Raw genomic sequence first — 22,152 nt, forward strand, 5'->3', positions numbered from 1 at the left:
ACGCCGAAGGTGTTTTGGCGAAGAGACAGAAGATTTTCAGCCTGATACAGATTAACAGAATTTGCCTGGCGGCTTTAGCGCGGTGGTCCCACCTGACCCCATGCCGAACTCAGAAGTGAAACGCCGTAGCGCCGATGGTAGTGTGGGGTCTCCCCATGTGAGAGTAGGGAACTGCCAGGCATCAAATTAAGTAGTAAGCCGGTGCATTAATCCGGTGGTTACAGAAGTATTCGGTGGAGCGGTAGTTCAGTCGGTTAGAATACCTGCCTGTCACGCAGGGGGTCGCGGGTTCGAGTCCCGTCCGTTCCGCCACTTATTAAAAGCCCTGAGCTAACGCTCAGGGCTTTTTTCTTATCTGTCGTTTGATTGTTGCGAAATTAGCAAAAATCCTCTGCGGTTCACGATCTTTTTCGGCATAACAACTACAGCGATAATTCTCCTCAGTTTATGAACATAACGATTGAGGAATCATATGACTATCCCTGCACTGGGTCTGGGCACTTTCCGCCTGAAAGACGACGTTGTTATCGCATCTGTTAAAACCGCACTCGAGTTGGGCTATCGTGCTATTGATACGGCGCAGATTTATGATAACGAAGCTGCCGTAGGCCAGGCCATCGAAGAGAGTGGCGTACCGCGCGACGAACTTTTCATCACCACTAAAATCTGGATTGAGAATCTCAGCCAAGACAAGCTGATCCCAAGCCTGAAGGAAAGTCTGAGAAAGCTGCGTACTGACTATGTTGATCTGACGCTGATCCACTGGCCATCACCTGACGATGCCGTCTCTGTGGAGGAGTTCATGCAGGCGCTGCTGGAAGCGAAAGAGCAGGGCTTAACGCGTAAAATTGGCATCTCTAACTTCACCATCCCGTTGATGGAAAGGGCCATTGCCGCAGCGGGTAAAGAAAATATTGCCACCAACCAGATTGAACTCTCTCCTTACCTGCAAAACCACAAAGTCGTGGACTGGGCGAAACAGCATGGTATTCACATCACCTCGTACATGACGCTGGCATATGGTAAGGCGCTGAAAGATGAAGTGATTGCACGCATCGCTGAAAAACACAATGCGACAGCCGCACAGGTGATCCTGGCATGGGCGATGGGTGAGGGCTATGCCGTGATCCCGTCTTCAACCAAACGTGAAAACCTGGCAAGTAACCTGTTAGCGCGGGATCTCCAGCTTGATGATGAAGATAAAAACGCGATCGCTGCACTGGAATGCAACGATCGTCTGGTCAGCCCGGAAGGGTTAGCACCAGACTGGGATTAATAAAAGCCCTTCCTCTGTACCCTTAAACTCTCACACAGCTCCTCCGGGAGCTGTTTTTATATGTTCGCTAAGGAAGTCGATAAAAGCGCGTATGCGCGTACTTACCGCTCTGTCACTGTAATACACTGCGCTAAAAGGCATCTCTACAGGTAAGCGTTTGTCAGCCATCAGTTCTACAAGCTGACCCGCAGCTATTTCCTTATCAATCATATAGTCTGATAAACAGGCGATCCCATTTCCTTCAAGACAAAGCTGTTTCAGCGTTTCTCCGCTATTAGACGAAAGTCCGCAAGTGATCTCATGAAGTTGTCCGTCATGACAGGCCACGGGCCAGGTGTTCAGCGAGACAGGTTCCGTAAAGCCCAGGCACAGGTGCTGCTTCAGCTCCTCAACGGTCTCCGGTTTGCCATGCTCTGCAATATATTGCGGTGACGCGATAATTTTGCGGTAGCTGGTGAACAGTGGGCGAGCGCGTAAACTTGAATCCGTCAGGGTTCCCGCGCGGATCGCCACATCAACTTTACGCTCAATCAGGTTAATAAACGTCTCTGAAGAGACCAGGGACAGAGTCATCTCCGGATAACGTTCCCGGAATGGCTTGATTAACGGCATCAGAAAATGAAGCACGACCGGCGTCGCCGCATCAATGCGTAGCAATCCACGCGGAGTGCTACGCGACTCCATTATTTCCGTCTCAGCTGCCGCCATCTCCTGCAAAACGGATTGTACGCGGCGAAAATAACGTTCACCTTCTTCCGTCAGGCTGAGCTGCCGCGTTGTTCTGTTGAGCAGACTTACCCCGAGCTTCATCTCCAGCTTTTTCACCGAGCGGCTGATGGCGGAGTTCGCCTGCCCGAGCTGTTCGGCCGCACGGCTGAAGCTGCCGCTTTCAACAACGGCAACAAAGATAGTCAGTTCTTCCGATGTGGCTTTCATTATTGCATCATCCGCAAAATTCTATTGAGATTCTAACCATTTTTGTTATTTAAACACTGGCGCATACTGCCTGTCATCTTAATCCTGAAGAGACGGAGTATTTATGCCACTGGCGCTTCTTGCCCTGACGATCAGTGCCTTCGCAATTGGCACGACCGAATTTGTTATTGTAGGACTTGTTCCCACTATTGCTGAACAACTCGCCATTTCGCTGCCTTCTGCCGGGCTGCTGGTATCTATTTACGCGTTAGGCGTCGCTGTTGGGGCGCCTGTGCTGACCGCACTGACTGGACGCTTTCCACGTAAACAACTGTTAGTTGCCCTGATGGTGCTCTTCACCGCCGGCAATATTCTGGCGTGGCAGGCTCCGGACTACACCACTCTGGTCATTGCCCGTTTGCTGACTGGCCTCGCACACGGTGTCTTCTTCTCCATCGGCTCCACGATTGCAACCAGCCTGGTGCCAAAAGAGAAAGCGGCGTCAGCCATTGCGATTATGTTTGGCGGCTTAACCGTCGCGCTGGTCACCGGCGTGCCGTTAGGAACGTTTATTGGGCAACATTTTGGCTGGCGAGAAACCTTCCTCGCGGTATCGCTGTTGGGCGTGATTGCTCTGGTAGCCAGCCTGCTGCTGGTGCCCTCCAGTATTCCGGGGCGCGCGAGCGCCAGCCTGAGCGATCAGGTTAAGGTTCTGACACACCCGCGCCTGCTGCTGATCTATGCCGTTACGGCTCTGGGTTATGGAGGTGTGTTCACTGCGTTCACTTTCCTTGCACCGATGATGCAGGAGCTGGCTGGTTTTTCTCCGGGCGCAGTGAGCTGGATTTTACTGGGCTACGGTATCTCCGTCGCAATCGGCAATATCTGGGGCGGCAAGCTTGCAGATAAGCATGGTGCGGTACCGGCGCTAAAATTTATCTTCGCCGCGCTGGCTGTCCTGCTGATGATTTTCCAGTTCACCGCGTCGATACAATACGCAGCGCTGGTAACTGTGTTGGTTATGGGAATATTCGCGTTTGGTAACGTACCGGGATTGCAGGTCTATGTTGTACAGAAAGCCGAACGCTATACGCCCAATGCGGTGGATGTCGCATCCGGCCTGAATATCGCCGCATTCAATATCGGTATCGCACTCGGATCGGTTATCGGCGGGCAGACGGTTGAACACGTTGGATTAACCCAAACGCCATGGATTGGTGCGGTAATTGTGCTTGTCGCTTTCCTGCTTATTGGTCTGAGTGGACGACTTGATAAACCCGCTCGTATCGCGCTTGGATAAGTATCAGTAAGTGCTTGCTTACAAAACTGGAAAGCGGTTTCTCAGTAATTGCGTTGAAAGTGTGACCTAAAATCCCTATAACATTAGAACCAGTCCGTTTTCCGGGCTGGTTCATGTTACAGAGGTCGTTTCCAAAAGTGCGAAAAAATACCTATGCCATGCGTTATGTTGCCGGAATGCCCGCGGAGAGGATCTTGCCTCCGGGGTCGTTTGCGAGCCTGGGTCAGGCATTACCAGCGGGCACGCCATTAAGCAGTGACGAAAAAATTCGCGTACTGGTGTGGAACATCTTTAAACAACAGCGTGCGGAGTGGTTATCCGTACTTAAAAATTTTGGTAAAGATGCGCATCTGGTTCTGTTACAGGAGGCGCAAACCACGCCTGAGCTGGTCAGGTTTGCAACGACAAACTATCTTGCAGCCGATCAGGTGCCTGCCTTTGTTCTGCCACAGCATCCTTCTGGGGTGATGACCCTTTCAGCCGCACATCCGGTCTATTGCTGCCCGCTGCGTGAACGTGAGCCAATCCTGCGTCTGGCAAAATCGGCGCTGGTCACGGTCTATCCGTTGCCCGACACCCGTCTGCTGATGGTGGTAAACATTCATGCGGTGAACTTCAGCCTGGGTGTTGATGTGTACAGTAAGCAGTTACTACCCATTGGCGATCAGATTGCTCATCACAGTGGGCCGATCATTATGGCCGGGGACTTCAATGCCTGGAGCCGTCCACGTATGAACGCGTTGTACCGCTTCGCGCGTGAAATGTCGCTGCGTGAAGTTCGTTTTAACGATGACCAGCGCAAGAAAGCGTTTGGTCGTCCTCTCGATTTTGTCTTCTATCGGGGGTTAAGCGTGCACGACGCCTCCGTTCTGGTGACGCGCGCCTCCGATCATAATCCTCTACTAGTTGAATTCAGTCCCGGCAAACCTGATAAATAATGGTGCGTCAGGTCTGCCGTGGGGCAGGCCTGTGCGGGTGCTGCCCTTTATTTTTTAACCCATAAAAGGACAGCAACATGACAACAACACACTCCCATCATGACAACGTCGAAAAACAGTTTGGTTCTCAGGCAAGTGCCTACCTGAGCAGCGCCGTGCACGCCTCTGGCCGCGATCTGGTACGTCTCGGCGAACGGCTCGCCGCGTTTCCTGACGCGCACGTGCTGGACTTAGGCTGCGGGGCGGGGCACGCCAGTTTTACCGCCGCACAGCAGGTTGCTCAGGTGACGGCATATGACTTATCGAGCCAGATGCTGGATGTGGTTGCTGAAGCGGCGAAAGCGAAAGGGCTGAATAACGTCACGACGCGCCAGGGCTACGCTGAATCTTTACCCTTTGAGGATGCGTCGTTTGAGGTTGTGATTAGCCGTTACTCTGCACACCACTGGCATGATGTGGGGCAGGCATTACGGGAAGTGAAACGCGTGCTCAAACCGGGCGGAATCTTCATCATCATGGACGTGATGTCTCCCGGACATCCAGTACGAAATATCTGGCTCCAGACGGTTGAAGCGCTGCGTGATACCTCGCACGTGCAAAACTACTCCAGTGGAGAGTGGCTTACGTTTATCACCGAAGCCGGCTTGATTTCACGCTCATTGATAACCGACCGTTTGCCGCTGGAGTTCACATCATGGATTGCACGGATGCGCACACCCGAGGCATTGACTCAGGCGATCCGATTGTATCAGGAGAGCGCCTCTGCTGACGTGAAGGCGTACTTTGAACTGCATGATGATGGTTCGTTTACCAGCGACACCATTATGGCTGAAGCGCAAAAAGCGGGATAAATAAAAAAGGCACCGAGGGGAATCGGTGCCTTTTTTACAAGCGATCGTACTATCAGGAATCTGGCGTAGCGCTGTTTTTCACAAACAACGTCAGCTGGTCGCCAGGTTGCAGGTTGTCAGTATCGTTGTTCCAGCGCATCACATCTTTGATGTTTACGCCGTGACGCTTAGCAATACTGGACAGCGAGTCGCCTTTACGTACGCGATAGGTAATGCTATCGCTGTTTTTAGCGAGACGCTGTGCGCTGCTACCTGCACCTACGGTCAGCGTTTGACCCACTTTCAGACCAGATCCGCGCAGATTATTCCACTGCTGGAGATCTTTCGCATTCACGCCAAGACGTGATGCAATACCTGAAAGCGTATCACCTGAACGCACCTTATAGCTGCGGCTGCTTACAGGCGACGTATCAGCGATCAGCGTGGACTGAACGGCTGCAATTTCACCCGAAGCTAAAGACTCTCGTAACTGTTCCGCATGTTTCTGCGGAACCATCACATAGCCAGGGCCACTAGCGCCCAGCGTCGAGCCTTTAACACCTGCATTAAAGGTTTTAAGCTTACTTACCGACATACCCGTCATATCGGCAACCTGTTGAATATCAACCGGGCTGCTGAGGCGGACACGCGCCAGTGCACGACTTTCGTCTGGTGTTGGCAGTTGTACACCGTAACGTTTGCTGTTCTTGAGAATATCGCCCAGTGCCAGCATTTTCGGTACGTAAATCTTTGTTTCCTGTGGCAGTGAGAGCGACCAGAAGTCTGTGGGTTTTCCACGCGCTTTATTCGCTTTCATTGCCTTCAGTACACGACCTTCACCACTGTTATACGCCGCGACGGTCAATAACCAGTCGCCGTCAAACATCTTGTTCAGACGTTGCATCATGTCGAGAGCGGCTGTCGTTGAAGCGACAACATCACGACGCGCATCGTAGTTGCGGGTCTGCTTTAAACCATAATTTCGCCCTGTGCTCGGAATGATCTGCCAGATGCCTGCTGCATTGGCGCCAGACGTCGCGTGCGGGTCAAAAGCGCTCTCCACTATGGGTAGTAGTACCAGTTCCATAGGCATGTTACGTTTCTTAACTTGCCCGGCTATCCAGTACATATACGGCTCTGCCCGTAATGTTACATCGTGGAGATAGCTCTTATTTCTCAAATACTTCTGTTTCTGTTCGCGAATCCGGCTGTTTTCCGGAATTCCCATCTTTAGCTCGTCGCCAATAGAGGCCCACAAGTCTTGTTCCTGCGCGAAGGATGTCCCATCGTCCAACCATCGCGCCTGACTCGTAAACTTCCCTGCTTCCCCTTGACCAGCCGCAGAAAGGCTCTGTGCGTGCTGTTGTACGTTGCTGCCGTTTTGTGACTGGCAACCTACAAGCAGGACAGAGGCGAGTAATATCGCTTTTGCCTTCATGTGTGTGTCAATAGTTGCTTAAAAGACGAGCGATGATAACGGCGAAATTTTGAAAAGGCAACCCGCAATTATCTGAAGTTATCTTTCTTTGACCTTAACCATGCAAATCGCGCTTCAGGTTGTAACAAATTTGTTTCTTGATTAATTTTATTAATTAAATCAACATCATCAGTTCTTAAAAATAAATTTATTTGTCGCTCATTTTTCAGAATTACGGGGAGTGTTTTTTGGTTTTTTGCACGTAACTCCTTCACTTTCTGGTAATAATCCTGAATCGCCCGATCCTCAGGCAGCACGCTTGCAGCAAACTTCATATTCCCTAATGTATACTCATGTGCGCAACAAATTACGGTGTCGGCTGGCAGCGCATTAATTTTTTGTAAAGATTGATACATCTGTTCTGGCGTGCCTTCAAACAGCCTTCCACAGCCGCCAGAAAACAGCGTGTCGCCACAAAACAGATAAGGTTTGCTGTAGAAACAGAGATGACCGGAAGTGTGACCTGGCGTAGCAAATACGGAAAACTCCCACCCGAGGATGAGGATACTTTCGCCTTCTTCAACAACTTGCGTCGTACCCTTATCCTGTGTCTCTGCTGGTCCGTAGACGGGTAGATGGGGATAGCGTGCAAGGAGATCGGGAACACCGCCGACATGATCGTGATGGTGATGGGTAAGAAGGATCGCCTCCGGCTGCCAGCCGTTTTCTTTAATCGCGTGCAGGATCGGTGCGGATTCGCCTGGATCAACAATGATGCATCTGCGATCGTCGTCGACTAAAACCCAGATGTAATTGTCCTGAAAGGCGGAAATACTGATAAGATTCATGCATTACCTCTTATAGCGTGGCGGGTGTTTTGATGAAACCGGCAAGGATACCTCAGACTGTCGCACCACCGGAACGTTGGGCAGAGTTGCCCTGGGGTGAATATTATCGCGAGGCCTTAGAACTTCAGCTTAAACCCTGGCTCGCGAAAATGTATGGTTTTCACCTGCTTAAGATTGGCAATCTGAGCGCAGAAATCAATACCGAAAGCTGCGCTATCTCGCATCAGGTCAGCGTATCGCTTAATGGCTCCCCGGTTCAGGTGAAAGCGGATCCGCTGCATTTGCCGTTTGCGGAAAAATCCATTGATGCCTGTCTGCTCGCCCACACGCTGCCCTGGTGCAGCGATCCCCATCGTCTGCTGCGGGAAGCCGACCGCGTTTTGATTGATGACGGCTGGCTGATCCTGAGCGGTTTTAATCCGCTGAGTCTGATGGGGCTACGTAAACTGACGCCCGTTCTGCGTCGCACGCCGCCTTATAACAGCAGGATGTTTACCATGATGCGCCAGCTGGACTGGCTTTCACTGTTAAATTTCGAAGTGCTAAGCTACGGGGGTTTTCAGGTCATCCCCTGGACGCGTAAAGGCGGGGTCTTATTAAGCACCCATTTACCCGCGCTGGGCTGCATGCAATTTATTGTCGCGCGTAAGAGGACGATCCCCCTTACGCTCAACCCGATGAAGCAAAGCAAATCAAAAACGCGGATCCGCCAGACCGTGGGGGCCACGCGGCAGTACAAAAAACCGTGATCAGGATTCAGGTTGATAACCTGCATCCTCATGGGTCGGGTTGGATGCCGCCGCGCGAGCCAGCTCGTCACAGCGTTCGTTTTCAGGATGACCGGCGTGCCCCTTTACCCACTCCCATTTGATTTCGTGCTGACCGAGGGCGGCATCAAGACGCTTCCAGAGATCGACATTCTTGACGGGTTTTTTCTCTGCCGTTTTCCAGCCCCGCTTTTTCCAGTTGTGGATCCATTGGGTAATGCCCTGGCGGACATACTGGCTGTCGGTACTCAGCACCACGTCACAATGTTCTTTTAACGCTTCCAGCGCCACGATGGCCGCCATCAACTCCATGCGGTTGTTGGTGGTCAGGAAATAGCCTTCACTAAATGTTTTTTCATGCTGGCGATAGCGCATAATGGCGCCATAGCCGCCGGGCCCTGGGTTACCGAGACAAGATCCATCGGTGAAAATTTCTACCTGTTTACGCATCTCTGGTAGACTTCCTGTATTTGAAACGTTCAGTAAAACGATAAGTCTGACATAAATGACCGCTATGAGCACTGCAATTACTCGCCAGATTGTTCTTGATACCGAAACCACCGGTATGAACCAGATTGGCGCCCACTACGAAGGGCACAAAATCATTGAGATTGGTGCCGTTGAAGTGGTGAACCGTCGCCTTACGGGCAACAACTTCCACGTTTACCTTAAACCCGATCGGCTGGTGGACCCGGAAGCGTTCGGCGTTCACGGAATTGCCGATGAGTTTTTGCTGGATAAGCCCACCTTTGCCGACGTCGCAGATGAATTTCTCGACTACATCAGAGGTGCGGAACTTGTCATTCATAACGCGTCGTTCGATATCGGCTTTATGGACTATGAGTTCAGCAAGCTCAACCGTGATATTCCGAAGACGAATACGTTCTGTAAAGTCACGGATAGCCTGGCGCTGGCAAGGAAGATGTTCCCCGGCAAGCGTAACAGCCTTGATGCCCTGTGCTCTCGCTATGAGATAGACAACACCAAGCGAACGCTGCACGGCGCGTTGCTCGATGCCCAGATCCTGGCCGATGTCTACCTGACCATGACCGGCGGGCAAACGTCGATGAAATTCAGTATGGAAAATGAATCCCAGCAGACGCGGGATGAAGGGGGAATTCAGCGCATTGTGCGTCAGGCGAATCGCCTGCGGGTTGTTTTAGCCAGTGATGAAGAACTGATGAACCATGAATCTCGTCTCGATTTAGTGCAGAAGAAGGGCGGAAGCTGTCTGTGGCGCACGTGAAAATGTGCTGAAACGTTTGTTAAATCACCGTTTGGGTGAATTTTGCAGCAAACGATTCAAAACCTGAGAAAAAGCGTTGACGAGTTCAGAGGCAAACCGTAATATTCGCCTCGTTCCCCAAACGGGAACAGTGGAGCGGTAGTTCAGTCGGTTAGAATACCTGCCTGTCACGCAGGGGGTCGCGGGTTCGAGTCCCGTCCGTTCCGCCACTATTCAGAAAGCCTGAGTCAGAAATGATTCAGGCTTTCGTCGTTTTATAGTCCCTCGAATATTGTTTATTCCTCTTTTTATTTCCATTAACAAAAAGTTAATAAATACGGTGCATTTTATTAACAAATGCACGATTTTAGTGCATTATTTGCACTGTTTTTGTGCGTTTTTTGCCCATCCTTACCTTCGCGCCCATCTTCTTATGTAATAATTATGTAAAATAATTGGTAGGAAATCATTCGGTTACCGATCATTTTTCAGAAAATTAACGAACCAATACGCTATTGGTTCGTTAATTGCTTAATTACTAGCACGTTAAGTTCTGCGTCATATCAATAACTTATTATTAATAAAAATAAAGCAATGATGAAAGCGAGCGAACCAATATGGAAAAGCCTTCACGGTTTTTAGCTAATTCCAGTACCGCGCTTGAGCAGCTGCGCGGGCTTATCAACCAGCACGAGTCAACACCAGGCATTCCGCTGCCCACTGAACGTGAGCTGTCGGACACTCTCGGCGTAGGCCGACGTGAAGTGCGTCGCGCGCTGGACGTGCTGGAAGAGGAAGGGCGTATCTGGCGCAAGCAGGGCAAGGGTACCTTCATTGGTCCATCTGCCCCGGTTGAGCCGTTGGCGCTTCAGGGATTGGTTCAGCAAACCAACCTGCTGGAAGTCATGGAAGCTCGACTACAGCTCGAACCCGGCTTAGCCCGACTTGCGGCACTGCGTGCCACCAGGGAAAACCTCGCGCTCATGCAGCGTATGCTGGAACGCATTAATAAGGTCAGCCCGGATGACCGCGATCTCAACGAACTGTGGGATAGCGCCTTCCACCGCGCCATTGCGGAGGCAGCAGGTAACCGCCTGATGCTTGGGCTTTTTGATGCGATAGATGCCGTCCGCCGGGAGCCTGGCTGGCAGCATTTACGCGAACTTGCCCGCACCCCTGAACGTGTCGATAGCTACAACGACCACCATCACAAAATCATGTCAGCGATTATTCATCGCCAGCCTAACGAAGCAGCTGCCGCCATGCGCGAACACCTGCTCAGCCTGCAAACCGCCCTGATTCAGGCTATTCACCTTGAGGACGATTCCACGCTATGACGACGATACCCTTTAAGGACTCCACGCCCGTACTGCGGCTGCAAAACCTCAACGTTAAATTCGCGGGCTCGCCGGTGAGCGTGCTCGACGATATCTCGCTGACGGTCAGGGCGGGAGAAACGCTGGCGCTGGTAGGCGAGTCCGGCTGCGGTAAAAGCATCACTTCCCTGGCGCTGATGGGGTTATTACCTGCCAGCGCCCGGATCGTCAGCGGGGAGATGAATTTCCGCCGCCAGGATCTGCGCAAGCTCTCGCCGCGGGAGTATGCCGATCTGCGCGGCAGCGAGCTGGCGATGATATTCCAGGAGCCCATGACCTCGCTCAACCCGGCCTTCACGCTTGGCGATCAGCTCAGTGAAGCGGTGATGCGCCATCAAACGATCTCCCGGGCTGAGGCGATGACGGTTGCGCTACAGATCCTGGAGAAGGTGCAGATCCCGGCCGCAGAGATGCGCCTTAAGGCTTACCCGCATCAGCTTTCCGGCGGTATGCGCCAGCGCGTGATGATAGCGATGGCGCTGATAAACCATCCCAAACTACTTATTGCTGACGAACCCACTACCGCTCTGGACGTGACCATTCAGGCGCAAATTCTCTCCCTGCTCAATACCTTAAAAGAAGAAACGGGCACGGCGGTGCTGATGATCACCCACGATTTAGGCGTGGTGGCTGAAGTCGCGCAGCAGGTGGCGGTGATGTATGCCGGACAGCTAGTGGAGCAGGGGAGTGTTGAAGCTCTGTTTGCCGATCCGCAGCACCCCTATACCATTGGCCTTATGGGTTCCCTTCCTTCTATGGGCGCGCGTAAAGGCCAGCTATCAACTATTCCCGGATCGGTCCCGCTGCCGGAATCCATGCCTCAAGGCTGCCGCTTTGCCACCCGATGTCCCTTCGCGCAGACGCGCTGTCATGCTGAAAAACCACCGCTCACTACGCTCGGTACGGGCCATCAGGTTGCCTGCTTCCGCGTGCCGCTCGAACACCATATTGCCCTGGGAGAGACCGCATGACTATGCCCATTCTTGAAGCCCGCGATCTGAGCAAGCTTTTCCCCGGCCCGAAAAAACTGTTTACGCCGGCCCGCTTTGTCAGCGCTGTCGACCGAGTTTCGATGTCGGTGATGCCTGGCGAAACGCTGGCAATTGTCGGCGAGTCGGGTTCCGGGAAATCCACCCTTGGTCGTCTGCTGCTGCGCCTGCTGGGCGCCAGCGAAGGGCGGGTATTTTATCAGGGTGAGGAGATCACCCACGCCTCGGGCGCCCGTCTGAACCAGCTCCGGCGTGAACTACAGATCATCTTTCAGGATCCCTTCGCTTCGCTGAACCCGCGCATGACGGTGGAGCAAATTGTCGGTGAGCCGCTGTGGCTGCACCAGAACATGAAAAAAACGGATCGCCAGTACCGCGTCTCCGAGCTACTCAGGACGGTCGGCTTGCCCGCGGCCTGGGCCGGGCGTTATCCACACGAATTTTCCGGCGGGCAGCGTCAGCGTATCGGCATTGCGCGCGCGCTGGCGTCAGGCCCAAAGCTGCTGCTGGGTGATGAGCCGGTTTCTGCGCTGGACGTTTCCGTTCAGGCACAGGTGGTTAATTTACTGGAAAGCCTGAAGCACCAGTTGGGGCTAACGATGGTGATCGTCGCCCACGGGCTGGCGGTTATCCGTCATATGAGCGACCGCGTGGCGGTAATGTATCTTGGGCAAATCGTCGAGCTGGCCACCGTCGACGACATCTTCGACGCACCGTTGCATCCTTATACCCAGGCGTTGATTGCCTCAGCGCCGCAAATGCAGCCAGGCGTAGCGCGGGATACGCCGCTGTTGCAGGGTGATTTACCGAACCCGGCTAACCCGCCGTCCGGCTGCCGTTTCCACACCCGTTGCCCCTACGTTACAGATGAATGCCGCCAGATCGAGCCGATTAATCAGGTGCTCGACGGCGGACGTCAGGTTGCTTGCCATCGCTGGCAGGAGATCAATCGCGATCGCAGCGTTATCCAGATCGCACCGCCATCCGCCGCTTTTCTGCGCCGCCGCGCGCTGTTTGAACACGCGGCCACTCACTCCTCCCTTCCTTCAAGGAACTCATGATAATGACAATGCGTAATTCTCTTTTGACCGTACTGGGAAGTGTTATGTTGCTTGGCGCGGCGCTGCCCGCCCATTCTGAAAGCGTGCTGCGGATCGGCCTGGGGGCCGACCCGGATATGCTCGACCCGCATCTGGCGCGCACCTACTATGGCCGTTTCGTGTTTGCCTCCCTGTGCGACAGGCTGGTGGACGTCGACGAGCACCTGAAAGTGGTGCCGGGTCTGGCAAAATCCTGGGCCTGGAGCGAAGATGGCAAAACGCTGACTATGGATCTACGCGAAGGTGTGACCTTCCACGACGGTGAAAAATTTGATGCCGCTGCGGCAAAATACAACCTCGACCGCGCCCTGACCCTCAAAGGCTCCCTGCGTAAAAGCGAGATCTCATCCGTTGAATCGGTCGAGGTCACCGGCCCGATGCAGATTGCGCTGCACCTGAAAACACCGGATGCCGCGCTGCTAATGCAGCTCACCGACCGCGCGGGCGCGATGATGGCACCCGATGCGGCGAAAAAGCCTGACTTTGCCGCCCATCCCGTCTGCTCCGGTCCATACAAATTCGACAGCCGCGTGTCGCAGGACCGCATCGTTCTGACCCGCTTCGACAACTACTGGAACAAAGACGCCTATCACTTCGACAAAATCATCTATCTGCCGATCCCGGATGCCTCCGTGCGTCTCGCGAACCTGCGCGCGGGCGATCTCGACCTGACCGAAGGCATTGCCGCCAGCGACGTCAAAACCGTCGAAGCCGACAGCAAGCTGGCGCTGGCGAAGGTCACCGGTCTGGGGTATCAGGGGATTACCTTCAATATTAACAACGGCAAGGTGCCGGCCAACGATCCGTTCAAAGATGCCCGCGTGCGCGAGGCGTTTTCTCAGGCAATCGATCGCGATGCGTTAAACCAGGTGGTCTTTGAAGGGCTCTACACCCCGGCAAATCAGGCGTTTTCACCGGTCAGCCCGTACCACGTTAACCTGCCGGTCCCGCCGCGCGACGTCGATAAAGCCAAAGCGCTGCTGAAAGCCGCCGGTGTGACCACGCCGCTGAGCGTCAATCTGCTGGTGCCAAACAACCCAACCTCGCAGCAGGTGGGACAGGTATTGCAGGCGATGGTGGCAGAGGCGGGCTTTAACCTGAACCTGCAAATGACCGAGTTCGCCACGCTGCTGGATCGCCAGCAGAGCGGTGACTACCAGTTGAGCTTCTCCGGCTGGTCGGGGCGCCCGGATCCGGATGGCAGCATTTACGGCTTTATCAACAGTAAAGGCACCCTGAACGACGGCCGCTACAGTAACGCGCAGATCGATGAATGGCTGACTCAGGCGCGTCAGAGCACCGACCAGGCCGCACGCCAGCCGCTGTACGACAAGGTGGTGAAGCAACTCCAGACCGACATGCCGATTGCCTACCTCTACTTCGAGCCGCGCATTTTTGGCCTGAACAAAAGCGTGCAGGGCTTTAAGCCGTACCCGGACGGCATCGTGCGTCTGGCCGGTTTGATGCTGGCAAAATAAACGTCCTGAGGAGAACCCATGCTGGAACTGATTTGCAAACGTCTGCTGCTGGCCGTCCCGACGCTATTGCTGGTGAGCATGATGGTGTTCGGGCTGCAAAAGCTGCTGCCCGGCGACCCGCTGATCGCCATGGCCGGGGAGGAGCGCGATCCGGCGGTCATTGCCCAACTGCGTGCTGAGCTTAATCTGGATGCGCCGATCCCCGTGCAGTATTTCCATTGGCTGACGCGCGCGCTGCAGGGCGATCTGGGCGTCTCCTTGCGCACGCATGAACCGGTCACGCAGCTGATTGCCAGCAAGCTGCCGGTCACGCTGGAGCTCTCTCTGCTGGCGATGATCATCGCGCTGGTGTTTGGCATCAGCATGGGGATCCTTGCGGCGGTGAATAAAAACAGCTGGGTCGATCATGGGGCGAACTTTGTGGCGATCTCGGGGATATCAATTCCGCACTTCTGGCTGGGGATCCTGCTGATTCTGGTCTTTTCGGTGAACTTGCAATGGTTACCTGCGTCCGGTTATGTGCCATTCAGTGAAGATCCGATCCAGAACCTGCGCACGCTGCTGCTACCCGCGTCCGTGCTCGGAACCGGACTGGCGGCGACGCTGATGCGCCATACCCGTGCGTCGATGATTGCAGTGCTGAAAGCGGATTACATCCGCACCGCGCGCGCTAAGGGGCTGCTGCCGAAAGCAGTGATCCTGAAGCACGCCTTTCGCAACGCGCTGGTGCCTGTAATCACCCTCACCACGCTTCTGTTCGGCGAGCTACTGGGCGGCGCGGTGCTGACCGAGCAGGTCTTCACCATTCCGGGCTTTGGCAAAATGATCGTCGACTCGGTGTTCAATCGTGACTATGCGGTGGTGCAGGGCGTGGTGCTGATCGTGGCGATCGGCTTCCTGATGCTCAATCTGCTGGCCGACGTGCTCTACGTCCTTATCAACCCGAAAATGCGAGGTTAACCATGGCGGAACTGACGACGCAAACCGTTGCCCCCACGCTGCCGCGCGCGCAGAACCGGGTGCTGAAGAAATTTCTCGGCAATAAAAGCGCGGTGATTGGCGCGCTTGTGGTGGGCTTTTTTGTCCTGGTGGCGCTGCTGGCGCCGTGGATCGCCCCCTTCGACCCGGTCAAAGCCAACTTCCTGGCGGTGCGCAAAGCGCCGTCGGCGATGTACTGGTTCGGCACCGACGAGCTGGGGCGTGACATCTTATCCCGCATTATTTGGGGAGCGCGCACCTCGCTGATGGCGGGCTGTATGTCGGTCATTATTGCCGTGGTCATCGGCGTGCCGCTGGGGCTGGTGGCGGGCTACTTCCAGAAGATGTGGGACGGCGTGATCTCGCGCTTTATTGAGGCCTTGCTGGCCTGTCCGTTCCTGATCATGGCGATCGCGCTGGGGGCATTTTTGGGCCCAAGCCTGACGAATGCGATGATCGCCATTGGTCTCTCGGCAATGCCGATTTTCGCCCGGCTGACGCGCGGCCAGGTGATCGCCATTCGCAACGAAGAGTATATCGACGGCGCGCGGGCGATTGGCCTGCCGGATCGCTGGATCATCATTAAATACGTCCTGCCAAACGTGATGTCGCCGATCCTCGTGCAGGCCACGCTGGCGATCGCCTCGGCGATTATCGCCGAAGCCAGCCTGTCGTTTTTGGGGCTGGGACAGCAGCCGCCAAATCCGTCCTGGGGCTCCATGCTCAACACCGCGAAAGGGTTTCTGGAGCAGGCTCCGTGGATGTCCGTTTTCCCCGGCGTGGCGATTTTCCTTGCCGTGCAGGGCTTTAATCTACTCGGCGACGGGCTGCGCGATGCGCTCGATCCGCGCCACGACTAAGGAGTCATGATGACCAAAGCGCTTGATTTTACGTCCGGTTACGATTCACGCCGCCCGCCGATGCTGGGCCATAACGCGGTTGCCACGTCGCAGCCGCTGGCGGCGCAGGCGGGGATGAAGATGCTGCAACTGGGCGGCAATGCCGTCGATGCAGCCATTGCCACCGCGATGGCGCTGACGGTGGTTGAGCCGACCGGCAACGGGATCGGCAGCGACGCCTTTGCCATCGTCTGGGACGGTGAAAAGCTTCACGGCCTCAACGCATCAGGCCGCTCGCCGGCCAGCTGGCATGCGGATCTGTTTGCCGGAAAAAGCGCAGTGCCGGAAATTGGCTGGGACGCGGTGACCGTGCCGGGAGCGGTATCCGGCTGGGTCGCGCTGGCGGAGCGCTTCGGCACGCTGCCGCTGACCACGCTGGCGCAGCCTGCCATTGACTACGCGCGCAACGGCTTTCCCGTCTCGCCGCTGATTGGTCATCTCTGGCAGCGAGGCTATAGCAAGCTGAAAGATCAGCCGGGCTTCAGCGCCTGCTTCGCGCCGGAAGGCCGCGCCCCGCGCGTGGGGGAAATCTTCCGTAACCCCGCGCAGGCGAACTCGCTGGAGCTGATTGCGAAAACCAACGGCGACGCGTTTTACCGCGGCGAGCTGGCGCAGAAAATTGCCGCCTTTGCCAAAGAACACGGTGCGCATCTGACGGCAGAGGATCTGGCAAACCACCGCGTGGACTGGGTTGACCTGCTGTCGCGCGACTTCGCGGGCGGTTCGGTGCAGGAGCTGCCGCCTAACGGTCAGGGGATCGCCACGCTGATTGCGCTCGGCATTCTTGAGCAGTGCGGCATTGAGAAGCATCACCCGGATTCCGTGCAGTCTCTTCATCTCTCCATCGAGGCGATGAAGCTGGCGCTGGCGGATCTCGACCGCTACGTTGCGGATGAAGAACACATGGCCTTCGCGGCGAAAGAGCTGCTGAGTGACCATTACCTGAAGTCGCGCGCCGCGCTTATCAACCACGATAGCGCCTCTGATTTTGTCTACGGATCGCCGACGCAGAGCGGGACGGTTTACGTCAGCACCGCGGATGCGAGTGGGATGATGGTCTCGTTTATTCAGTCCAACTATATGGGATTCGGTTCAGGGATCGTGGTGCCAGATACCGGGATCAGCCTGCAAAACCGGGGCTGCGGCTTTGTGCTGGATCCTGCGCACCCGAACGCGCTGGCGGGCAGCAAGCGCCCGTTCCACACCATCATTCCTGGATTTGCGATGGACGGCAGCGGCAAGCCGCTGATGTCCTTCGGCGTGATGGGCGGGCCGATGCAGGCGCAGGGGCACATGCAGATGGCGCTGCGCATTATGCTGCACGGGCAAAACCCGCAGGCGGCAATCGATGCCCCGCGCTGGCGCGTGGTGCAGGGCAGGGAGGTGATCGTCGAATCAACGTTCGATCGCAATACTATCGCGGCGCTGCGCGAGCGCGGGCATCAGATCGTGGTGGAAGATCCGCTTCAGGATTATAACTTCGGCGGTGCGCAGGTGATTTACCGTATGTCGGAAGGGCACTACGTGGCCGCGACGGAAAGCCGCAAAGACGGGCAGGCGCTGGTGAGTTAATTAACGCCCGGTGGCGCTGCGCTTACCGTGCCTACGCTGTGCTTTTTGTAGGCCGGGTAAGGCGCAGCCGTCACCCGGCTTTTTTTCAACCAATGCTAAACGGATCTGCATCCTGCCAGGCCGGAAACTTCTCCCGATACTCCTTTAACGCCGTTAACGAGATCTCAGCGTCAATTCGTGTTGCCTGATGCGGCTCGGCGGTGGCAATAATCTCACCCTGCGGACTTATCACCCGGCTGTCACCGCGATAGTGATGCCCGTTGCCGTCCGTTCCCACGCGGTTACAGCCAACGACATAAGCCTGATTTTCAATCGCGCGCGCGGTCAGTAAAGCCTGCCAGTGCAGGGAGCGTGGGGCGGGCCAGTTGGCGACGTACAACGCCAGGTCATAATCGTTGCGGTTGCGCGACCACACCGGGAAGCGCAGGTCATAGCAGACCAGCGGCAGAATACGCCAGCCGCGCCATTCAAATACCACGCGTTCGCTTCCGGCTTCATAATGTTGATGTTCGTCCGCCATGCGGAACAGGTGGCGCTTATCGTAGAAATGGACTTTTCCTTCCGGCTCAACCAGCAGGAAGCGGTTGACCGGTCCGCGCCCGGTCTGGAGTGCGACGCTACCGGCAATCAGCGCATTTGTTTCCTGCGCCCTGGCGTGCATCCAGGCCACCACCTCGTCCTGCGGCATGGACTGTTTTGCTGCCTCCATCGCGAAACCTGTGGTAAACATCTCCGGCAGGACAATCACATCGCGTCCGGTAATCTCTTCCAGCTGGCGATCAAAATGGCGAAGGTTGGCGGGGCCGTCCATCCACACTAAAGGTTGCTGCAAAACAGAAATCTTTAAACCAGGCACGATACAGGCTCCTTAATAAACACTTTTTGACACTGTAGCACGTCATTACCAGAAAATGTGGCAATAAAAAACCCCGCGCAGGGCGGGGTTTGTGGGAGCAAAAGGCCTTATGCCGCTTCAGGTTTGCGGTGCTTCTCTGGCAGCTTTACCGGCTGTGTCGCCAGCTCTTCAGGTTCGAAATCATCCACATTAATACTGCGCAGACGGCTCTCTTCGGCTTTCACCAGAATCGCAGCTTCGCTGTTGTCGATGATGCCACCCGCCAGCGCCTGTTTTGCCAGCTCATCCAGTCGTGTAAACGGCAGGTTTTTGCCCAGCTGTTTGCAGATCTTCTGGTGAATCGGGTCGGCGGCCATCACGTCAAGCAGCGCCTCTTCCAGCAAACCTACCGGGTTATGCGGGGTAGGTGCCAGATATTGACCCCGACCAATACGAGAGCGGGTTGCGCTTGGTACCTGGAGGATTTTTGCCACTTTGTGATCCAGCTTGTCGGACGGCGCCAGGTGATGACGACCGGTCGGGAAGATCACCGCGCGCAGGGCACCCGCCACGAAGCGGTTCGGGAAGTTCGCCAGCAGATCGTCAATCGCCTGTTCGGCCTGATACATCGCATCCTGAACGCCCCAGTGCACCAGCGGCAGATCCGCTTCCTGACGGCCTTCATCGTCGTAGCGTTTCAGCACCGCAGAGGCCAGGAAGATCTGGCTCAGCACATCACCCAGACGGGCGGAGATGCGTTCGCGACGCTTCAGGCTACCGCCCAGCACCGCCATGGAAACGTCAGACAGCAGAGCCAGGTTGGCGCTCAGACGGTTCAGGTGCTGGTAGTAACGTTTGGTCGCATCGCCGGTTGGCGTCGCGCTGGTCAGCCCGCGCGTCAGGCCCAGCCAGAAGCTGCGCACCTTGTTGCTGCCGACGTGACCGATATGTTTGAACAGCAGCTTGTCGAAGGCATCCACATCATTATTCTGCGCGGCAGCCATCTCTTCCAGCACGTACGGATGGCAACGAATCGCACCCTGGCCGAAGATCATCATGCTGCGGGTCAGGATGTTTGCCCCTTCCACGGTGATGGCAATCGGCGCACCCTGATAGCCGCGCGCCAGGAAGTTGCCTTCGCCGAGCATGATACCTTTACCGCCTGCGATATCCATTGCATCAATAATTGACTGCTGTGCGCGGTGGGTACAGTGATACTTCACAATCGCCGACAGCACGGCGGGTTTTTCGCCCAGCATAATGCCGTAGGTAATCAGCGAGGCTGCGGCGTCCATCACGTAGGCATTGCCCGCAATACGCGCCAGCGGCTCTTCGATACCTTCCATCTTGCCGATGGAGATTTTGAACTGACGGCGGATATGCGCGTAAGCCCCAATCCCCATCGCCACCGATTTCAGACCGCCTGTTGAGTTCGACGGCAGGGTAATGCCGCGGCCCACAGACAGACATTCCACCAGCATACGCCAGCCCTGCCCGGCCATTTTCGGGCCACCGATGATGTAGTCAATCGGAACAAAGATATCCTGACCGCGGGTTGGACCGTTCTGGAAGGGTACGTTCAGCGGGAAGTGACGGCGACCAATTTCAACGCCCGGAGTCGAGGTTGGGATCAGCGCACAGGTAATACCCAGCTCTTCTTCACCGCCCAGCAGTTTTTCCGGGTCAGAGAGTTTGAACGCCAGGCCCAGCACCGTGGCGATAGGTGCTAGGGTGATATAACGTTTGTTCCAGGTCAGGCGCATGCCCAGCACCTGCTGGCCCTGCCATTCGCCCATGCAAACCACGCCGGTATCAGGAATTGCGCCGGCATCGGAGCCTGCCTCCGGGCTGGTCAGCGCGAAGCACGGAATTTCCTGACCACGCGCCAGACGCGGCAGGTAGTGATCTTTCTGCTCTTCCGTACCGTAATGCTGTAACAGCTCGCCCGGGCCTAAGGAGTTTGGCACGCCAACGGTGATCGCCAGGATCCCGGAGACACCCGCCAGTTTTTGCAGCACCCGAGCCTGAGCGTAAGCGGAGAACTCCAGACCGCCGTACTCTTTCTTAATGATCATCGCGAAGAAGCGATGCTCTTTCAGGTATGCCCACAGCTCAGGCGGCAGGTCGGCCATTTCGTGAGTGATGGCAAAGTCGTTTGCCATGCGGCACGCTTCTTCTACCGGACCATCAATAAAGGCTTGTTCTTCGGCGGTCAGACGCGGCTGCGGATAGTTGTGAAGCTTTTTCCAGTCGGGGTTGCCCTGGAACAGATCGCCTTCCCACCAGGTTGTACCGGCGTCAATCGCTTCTTTCTCTGTACGCGACATCGGCGGCATCACTTTACGGAATCCCCTGAACACCGGCGCAGAGATCATCGACTTACGCATCGGCGTCAGGTTGAACGGCAGCAAAATGATGGCCAGGGGAACAAGGACCCAGATATTCCACAGGCCAGCGACGCCAAGTGCAGCCGTCCAGGCCAGAAGAATCAGGCTACTCAGGAATAAACTGACACGGTGATAGAACAACACACCGAGCAGCACAACGGTTGCGAAAATGCTCAAAATCATCATAAAGAAAAGCTCCCTTGCTTGTAGGAGGTCTGACCACTTGTGATGATATGGTTGTAGTTGATGTCATTTCCTTTAGCAATGTGTTTACAAAATAATTACAACCTGGTTCACATTGTTCGCGTTTTAGCCGGCACAAAAAATCAAAACGCCGGACGATTCGCATGGCTTTAGCTTCTCGCTTTTACTGCTATCCGGTACACTCCACTGTGTTATTTAATCAATACTGAAGGATTATCCTCATGTACCAGGATCTTATTCGTAACGAACTGAACGAAGCGGCGGAAACGCTGGCGAATTTTCTGAAAGATGATGCCAATATTCACGCTATTCAGCGCGCGGCGGTCCTGCTTGCCGACAGCTTCAAAGCCGGCGGTAAAGTGCTCTCCTGCGGTAACGGCGGTTCCCACTGTGACGCCATGCACTTCGCCGAAGAGCTGACCGGACGCTATCGCGAAAACCGTCCGGGCTACCCGGCGATTGCGATTTCCGACGTGAGCCACATCTCCTGTGTAGGCAACGACTTCGGTTACGACCATATCTTTTCCCGCTACGTTGAAGCCGTAGGCCGTGAAGGCGACGTGCTGCTGGGTATCTCCACGTCCGGTAACTCTGCTAACGTGATCAAAGCGATCGCCGCCGCGCGTGAGAAGGGCATGAAAGTGATCACCCTGACCGGGAAAGATGGCGGTAAGATGGACGGTACAGCGGACATTGAAATCCGTGTACCACACTTCGGTTATGCGGATCGCGTTCAGGAAATTCACATCAAAGTGATCCACATCCTGATCCAACTGATCGAAAAAGAGATGGTTAAGTAAGACTTCGCTGGGGGGCGC

General features: G+C 55.3%; 20 protein-coding genes, 2 tRNA genes and 1 rRNA gene. 17 read left to right on the top strand and 6 right to left on the bottom strand.

Annotated features, from left to right (window positions below):
- Positions 1-64 precede the first annotated feature (64 nt).
- The 3 genes from rrf to dkgB all read left to right on the top strand — a co-directional run bounded on the left by rrf (position 65) and on the right by dkgB (position 1,276).
- Positions 65-180 (top strand): 5S ribosomal RNA (rrf, locus tag L463_RS14195).
- Between the two features lie 55 nt (positions 181-235).
- Positions 236-312 (top strand) — tRNA-Asp (locus tag L463_RS14190).
- 160 nt (positions 313-472) lie between these two features.
- A complete protein-coding gene (gene dkgB, locus L463_RS14185) occupies positions 473-1,276 on the top strand; it encodes a 2,5-didehydrogluconate reductase DkgB (protein ID WP_023295955.1) in 804 nt (267 codons plus the stop codon).
- A 30-nt stretch (positions 1,277-1,306) separates the two neighbouring features.
- Here dkgB and yafC read toward each other — a convergent pair whose 3' ends face one another.
- Entirely contained in the window at positions 1,307-2,212 is a 906-nt protein-coding gene (gene yafC / locus L463_RS14180; protein ID WP_015571393.1) for a DNA-binding transcriptional regulator YafC, read from the bottom strand.
- A 103-nt stretch (positions 2,213-2,315) separates the two neighbouring features.
- Here yafC and L463_RS14175 point away from each other — a divergent pair, with 103 nt between their 5' ends.
- The 3 genes from L463_RS14175 (at position 2,316) to L463_RS14165 (ending at position 5,280) form a co-directional block, all read left to right on the top strand.
- Positions 2,316-3,491 (top strand): MFS transporter, encoded by a 1,176-nt coding sequence (locus L463_RS14175; protein ID WP_023295956.1) that lies wholly within the window; start codon positions 2,316-2,318, stop codon positions 3,489-3,491.
- Between the two features lie 137 nt (positions 3,492-3,628).
- Positions 3,629-4,429, top strand: a complete 801-nt coding sequence (locus L463_RS14170; RefSeq protein WP_026080641.1) for an endonuclease/exonuclease/phosphatase family protein — start codon at positions 3,629-3,631, stop codon at positions 4,427-4,429.
- 77 nt (positions 4,430-4,506) lie between these two features.
- Complete coding sequence (locus L463_RS14165; RefSeq protein WP_015571390.1) at positions 4,507-5,280, top strand: class I SAM-dependent methyltransferase; 774 nt, start codon at positions 4,507-4,509, stop codon at positions 5,278-5,280.
- 52 nt (positions 5,281-5,332) lie between these two features.
- On the opposite strand, the gene mltD is transcribed toward L463_RS14165, so the two are convergent.
- Together mltD and gloB are read right to left on the bottom strand one after the other, a co-directional pair.
- Complete coding sequence (gene mltD, locus L463_RS14160) at positions 5,333-6,697, bottom strand: murein transglycosylase D (protein WP_023295957.1); 1,365 nt, start codon at positions 6,695-6,697, stop codon at positions 5,333-5,335.
- Between the two features lie 68 nt (positions 6,698-6,765).
- The gene (gene gloB, locus L463_RS14155; protein ID WP_032102816.1) at positions 6,766-7,524 is read right to left on the bottom strand and encodes a hydroxyacylglutathione hydrolase; all 759 of its coding nucleotides are present in this window, start codon (positions 7,522-7,524) and stop codon (positions 6,766-6,768) included.
- Between the two features lie 32 nt (positions 7,525-7,556).
- Between gloB and L463_RS14150 the strand changes: the two genes are divergently transcribed.
- Complete coding sequence (locus L463_RS14150) at positions 7,557-8,273, top strand: class I SAM-dependent methyltransferase (protein WP_017383714.1); 717 nt, start codon at positions 7,557-7,559, stop codon at positions 8,271-8,273.
- Here the strand turns inward: L463_RS14150 and rnhA are convergent, their stop codons facing one another.
- Positions 8,274-8,852 (bottom strand): ribonuclease HI, encoded by a 579-nt coding sequence (gene rnhA, locus L463_RS14145; RefSeq protein ID WP_160840538.1) that lies wholly within the window; start codon positions 8,850-8,852, stop codon positions 8,274-8,276.
- Between rnhA and dnaQ the strand changes: the two genes are divergently transcribed.
- The 9 genes from dnaQ to L463_RS14100 all read left to right on the top strand — a co-directional run bounded on the left by dnaQ (position 8,806) and on the right by L463_RS14100 (position 17,908).
- A complete protein-coding gene (gene dnaQ / locus L463_RS14140) occupies positions 8,806-9,537 on the top strand; it encodes a DNA polymerase III subunit epsilon (protein ID WP_003863237.1) in 732 nt (243 codons plus the stop codon). The two genes, rnhA and dnaQ, sit on opposite strands and share 47 nt — an antisense overlap.
- Before the next feature lie 132 nt (positions 9,538-9,669).
- Positions 9,670-9,746 (top strand) — tRNA-Asp (locus tag L463_RS14135).
- Between the two features lie 387 nt (positions 9,747-10,133).
- A complete protein-coding gene (locus L463_RS14130) occupies positions 10,134-10,853 on the top strand; it encodes a FadR/GntR family transcriptional regulator (RefSeq protein WP_015571386.1) in 720 nt (239 codons plus the stop codon).
- On the top strand, positions 10,850-11,863 hold the full coding sequence (locus L463_RS14125) for an ABC transporter ATP-binding protein (protein WP_023303115.1): 1,014 nt from the start codon (positions 10,850-10,852) through the stop codon (positions 11,861-11,863). The genes L463_RS14130 and L463_RS14125 overlap by 4 nt, the downstream gene beginning before the upstream one ends.
- Complete coding sequence (locus L463_RS14120; RefSeq protein ID WP_032102818.1) at positions 11,860-12,942, top strand: ABC transporter ATP-binding protein; 1,083 nt, start codon at positions 11,860-11,862, stop codon at positions 12,940-12,942. The genes L463_RS14125 and L463_RS14120 overlap by 4 nt, the downstream gene beginning before the upstream one ends.
- A 2-nt stretch (positions 12,943-12,944) precedes the next feature.
- Positions 12,945-14,459 (top strand): ABC transporter substrate-binding protein, encoded by a 1,515-nt coding sequence (locus L463_RS14115; RefSeq protein ID WP_072203901.1) that lies wholly within the window; start codon positions 12,945-12,947, stop codon positions 14,457-14,459.
- Positions 14,460-14,477: 18 nt separating this feature from the next.
- The gene (locus L463_RS14110; protein WP_015571382.1) at positions 14,478-15,419 is read left to right on the top strand and encodes an ABC transporter permease; all 942 of its coding nucleotides are present in this window, start codon (positions 14,478-14,480) and stop codon (positions 15,417-15,419) included.
- A gap of 2 nt (positions 15,420-15,421) precedes the next feature.
- Positions 15,422-16,297, top strand: coding sequence for an ABC transporter permease (locus L463_RS14105; RefSeq protein ID WP_015571381.1), 876 nt, complete (start codon positions 15,422-15,424; stop codon positions 16,295-16,297).
- Between the two features lie 9 nt (positions 16,298-16,306).
- Entirely contained in the window at positions 16,307-17,908 is a 1,602-nt protein-coding gene (locus L463_RS14100) for a gamma-glutamyltransferase family protein (RefSeq protein ID WP_032673127.1), read from the top strand.
- Between the two features lie 85 nt (positions 17,909-17,993).
- On the opposite strand, the gene L463_RS14095 is transcribed toward L463_RS14100, so the two are convergent.
- Both L463_RS14095 and fadE read right to left on the bottom strand, forming a co-directional pair.
- Complete coding sequence (locus tag L463_RS14095) at positions 17,994-18,764, bottom strand: amidohydrolase (protein ID WP_017383119.1); 771 nt, start codon at positions 18,762-18,764, stop codon at positions 17,994-17,996.
- Between the two features lie 107 nt (positions 18,765-18,871).
- Positions 18,872-21,316 (bottom strand): acyl-CoA dehydrogenase FadE, encoded by a 2,445-nt coding sequence (gene fadE, locus L463_RS14090; RefSeq protein WP_015571378.1) that lies wholly within the window; start codon positions 21,314-21,316, stop codon positions 18,872-18,874.
- Positions 21,317-21,555: 239 nt separating this feature from the next.
- Here fadE and lpcA point away from each other — a divergent pair, with 239 nt between their 5' ends.
- Positions 21,556-22,134 carry a D-sedoheptulose 7-phosphate isomerase gene (gene lpcA / locus L463_RS14085; RefSeq protein WP_003863232.1) on the top strand — a complete coding sequence of 193 codons (579 nt, stop codon included), beginning with the start codon at positions 21,556-21,558 and terminating at the stop codon, positions 22,132-22,134.
- Positions 22,135-22,152: the final 18 nt, after the last annotated feature.

Source organism: Enterobacter sp. BIDMC 27, from assembly GCF_000534415.1.
Taxonomy (GTDB): domain Bacteria; phylum Pseudomonadota; class Gammaproteobacteria; order Enterobacterales; family Enterobacteriaceae; genus Enterobacter; species Enterobacter hormaechei_C.

Coding starts and splice junctions, on each gene's coding strand:
- dkgB (WP_023295955.1), top strand. CDS start 473: ATGACTATCCCTGCACTGGGTCTGGGCACTTTCCGCCTGAAAGACGAC.
- yafC (WP_015571393.1), bottom strand. CDS start 2,212: ATGAAAGCCACATCGGAAGAACTGACTATCTTTGTTGCCGTTGTTGAA.
- L463_RS14175 (WP_023295956.1), top strand. CDS start 2,316: ATGCCACTGGCGCTTCTTGCCCTGACGATCAGTGCCTTCGCAATTGGC.
- L463_RS14165 (WP_015571390.1), top strand. CDS start 4,507: ATGACAACAACACACTCCCATCATGACAACGTCGAAAAACAGTTTGGT.
- mltD (WP_023295957.1), bottom strand. CDS start 6,697: ATGAAGGCAAAAGCGATATTACTCGCCTCTGTCCTGCTTGTAGGTTGC.
- gloB (WP_032102816.1), bottom strand. CDS start 7,524: ATGAATCTTATCAGTATTTCCGCCTTTCAGGACAATTACATCTGGGTT.
- L463_RS14150 (WP_017383714.1), top strand. CDS start 7,557: ATGAAACCGGCAAGGATACCTCAGACTGTCGCACCACCGGAACGTTGG.
- dnaQ (WP_003863237.1), top strand. CDS start 8,806: ATGAGCACTGCAATTACTCGCCAGATTGTTCTTGATACCGAAACCACC.
- L463_RS14130 (WP_015571386.1), top strand. CDS start 10,134: ATGGAAAAGCCTTCACGGTTTTTAGCTAATTCCAGTACCGCGCTTGAG.
- L463_RS14125 (WP_023303115.1), top strand. CDS start 10,850: ATGACGACGATACCCTTTAAGGACTCCACGCCCGTACTGCGGCTGCAA.
- L463_RS14120 (WP_032102818.1), top strand. CDS start 11,860: ATGACTATGCCCATTCTTGAAGCCCGCGATCTGAGCAAGCTTTTCCCC.
- L463_RS14115 (WP_072203901.1), top strand. CDS start 12,945: ATGACAATGCGTAATTCTCTTTTGACCGTACTGGGAAGTGTTATGTTG.
- L463_RS14110 (WP_015571382.1), top strand. CDS start 14,478: ATGCTGGAACTGATTTGCAAACGTCTGCTGCTGGCCGTCCCGACGCTA.
- L463_RS14105 (WP_015571381.1), top strand. CDS start 15,422: ATGGCGGAACTGACGACGCAAACCGTTGCCCCCACGCTGCCGCGCGCG.
- L463_RS14100 (WP_032673127.1), top strand. CDS start 16,307: ATGACCAAAGCGCTTGATTTTACGTCCGGTTACGATTCACGCCGCCCG.
- fadE (WP_015571378.1), bottom strand. CDS start 21,316: ATGATGATTTTGAGCATTTTCGCAACCGTTGTGCTGCTCGGTGTGTTG.
- lpcA (WP_003863232.1), top strand. CDS start 21,556: ATGTACCAGGATCTTATTCGTAACGAACTGAACGAAGCGGCGGAAACG.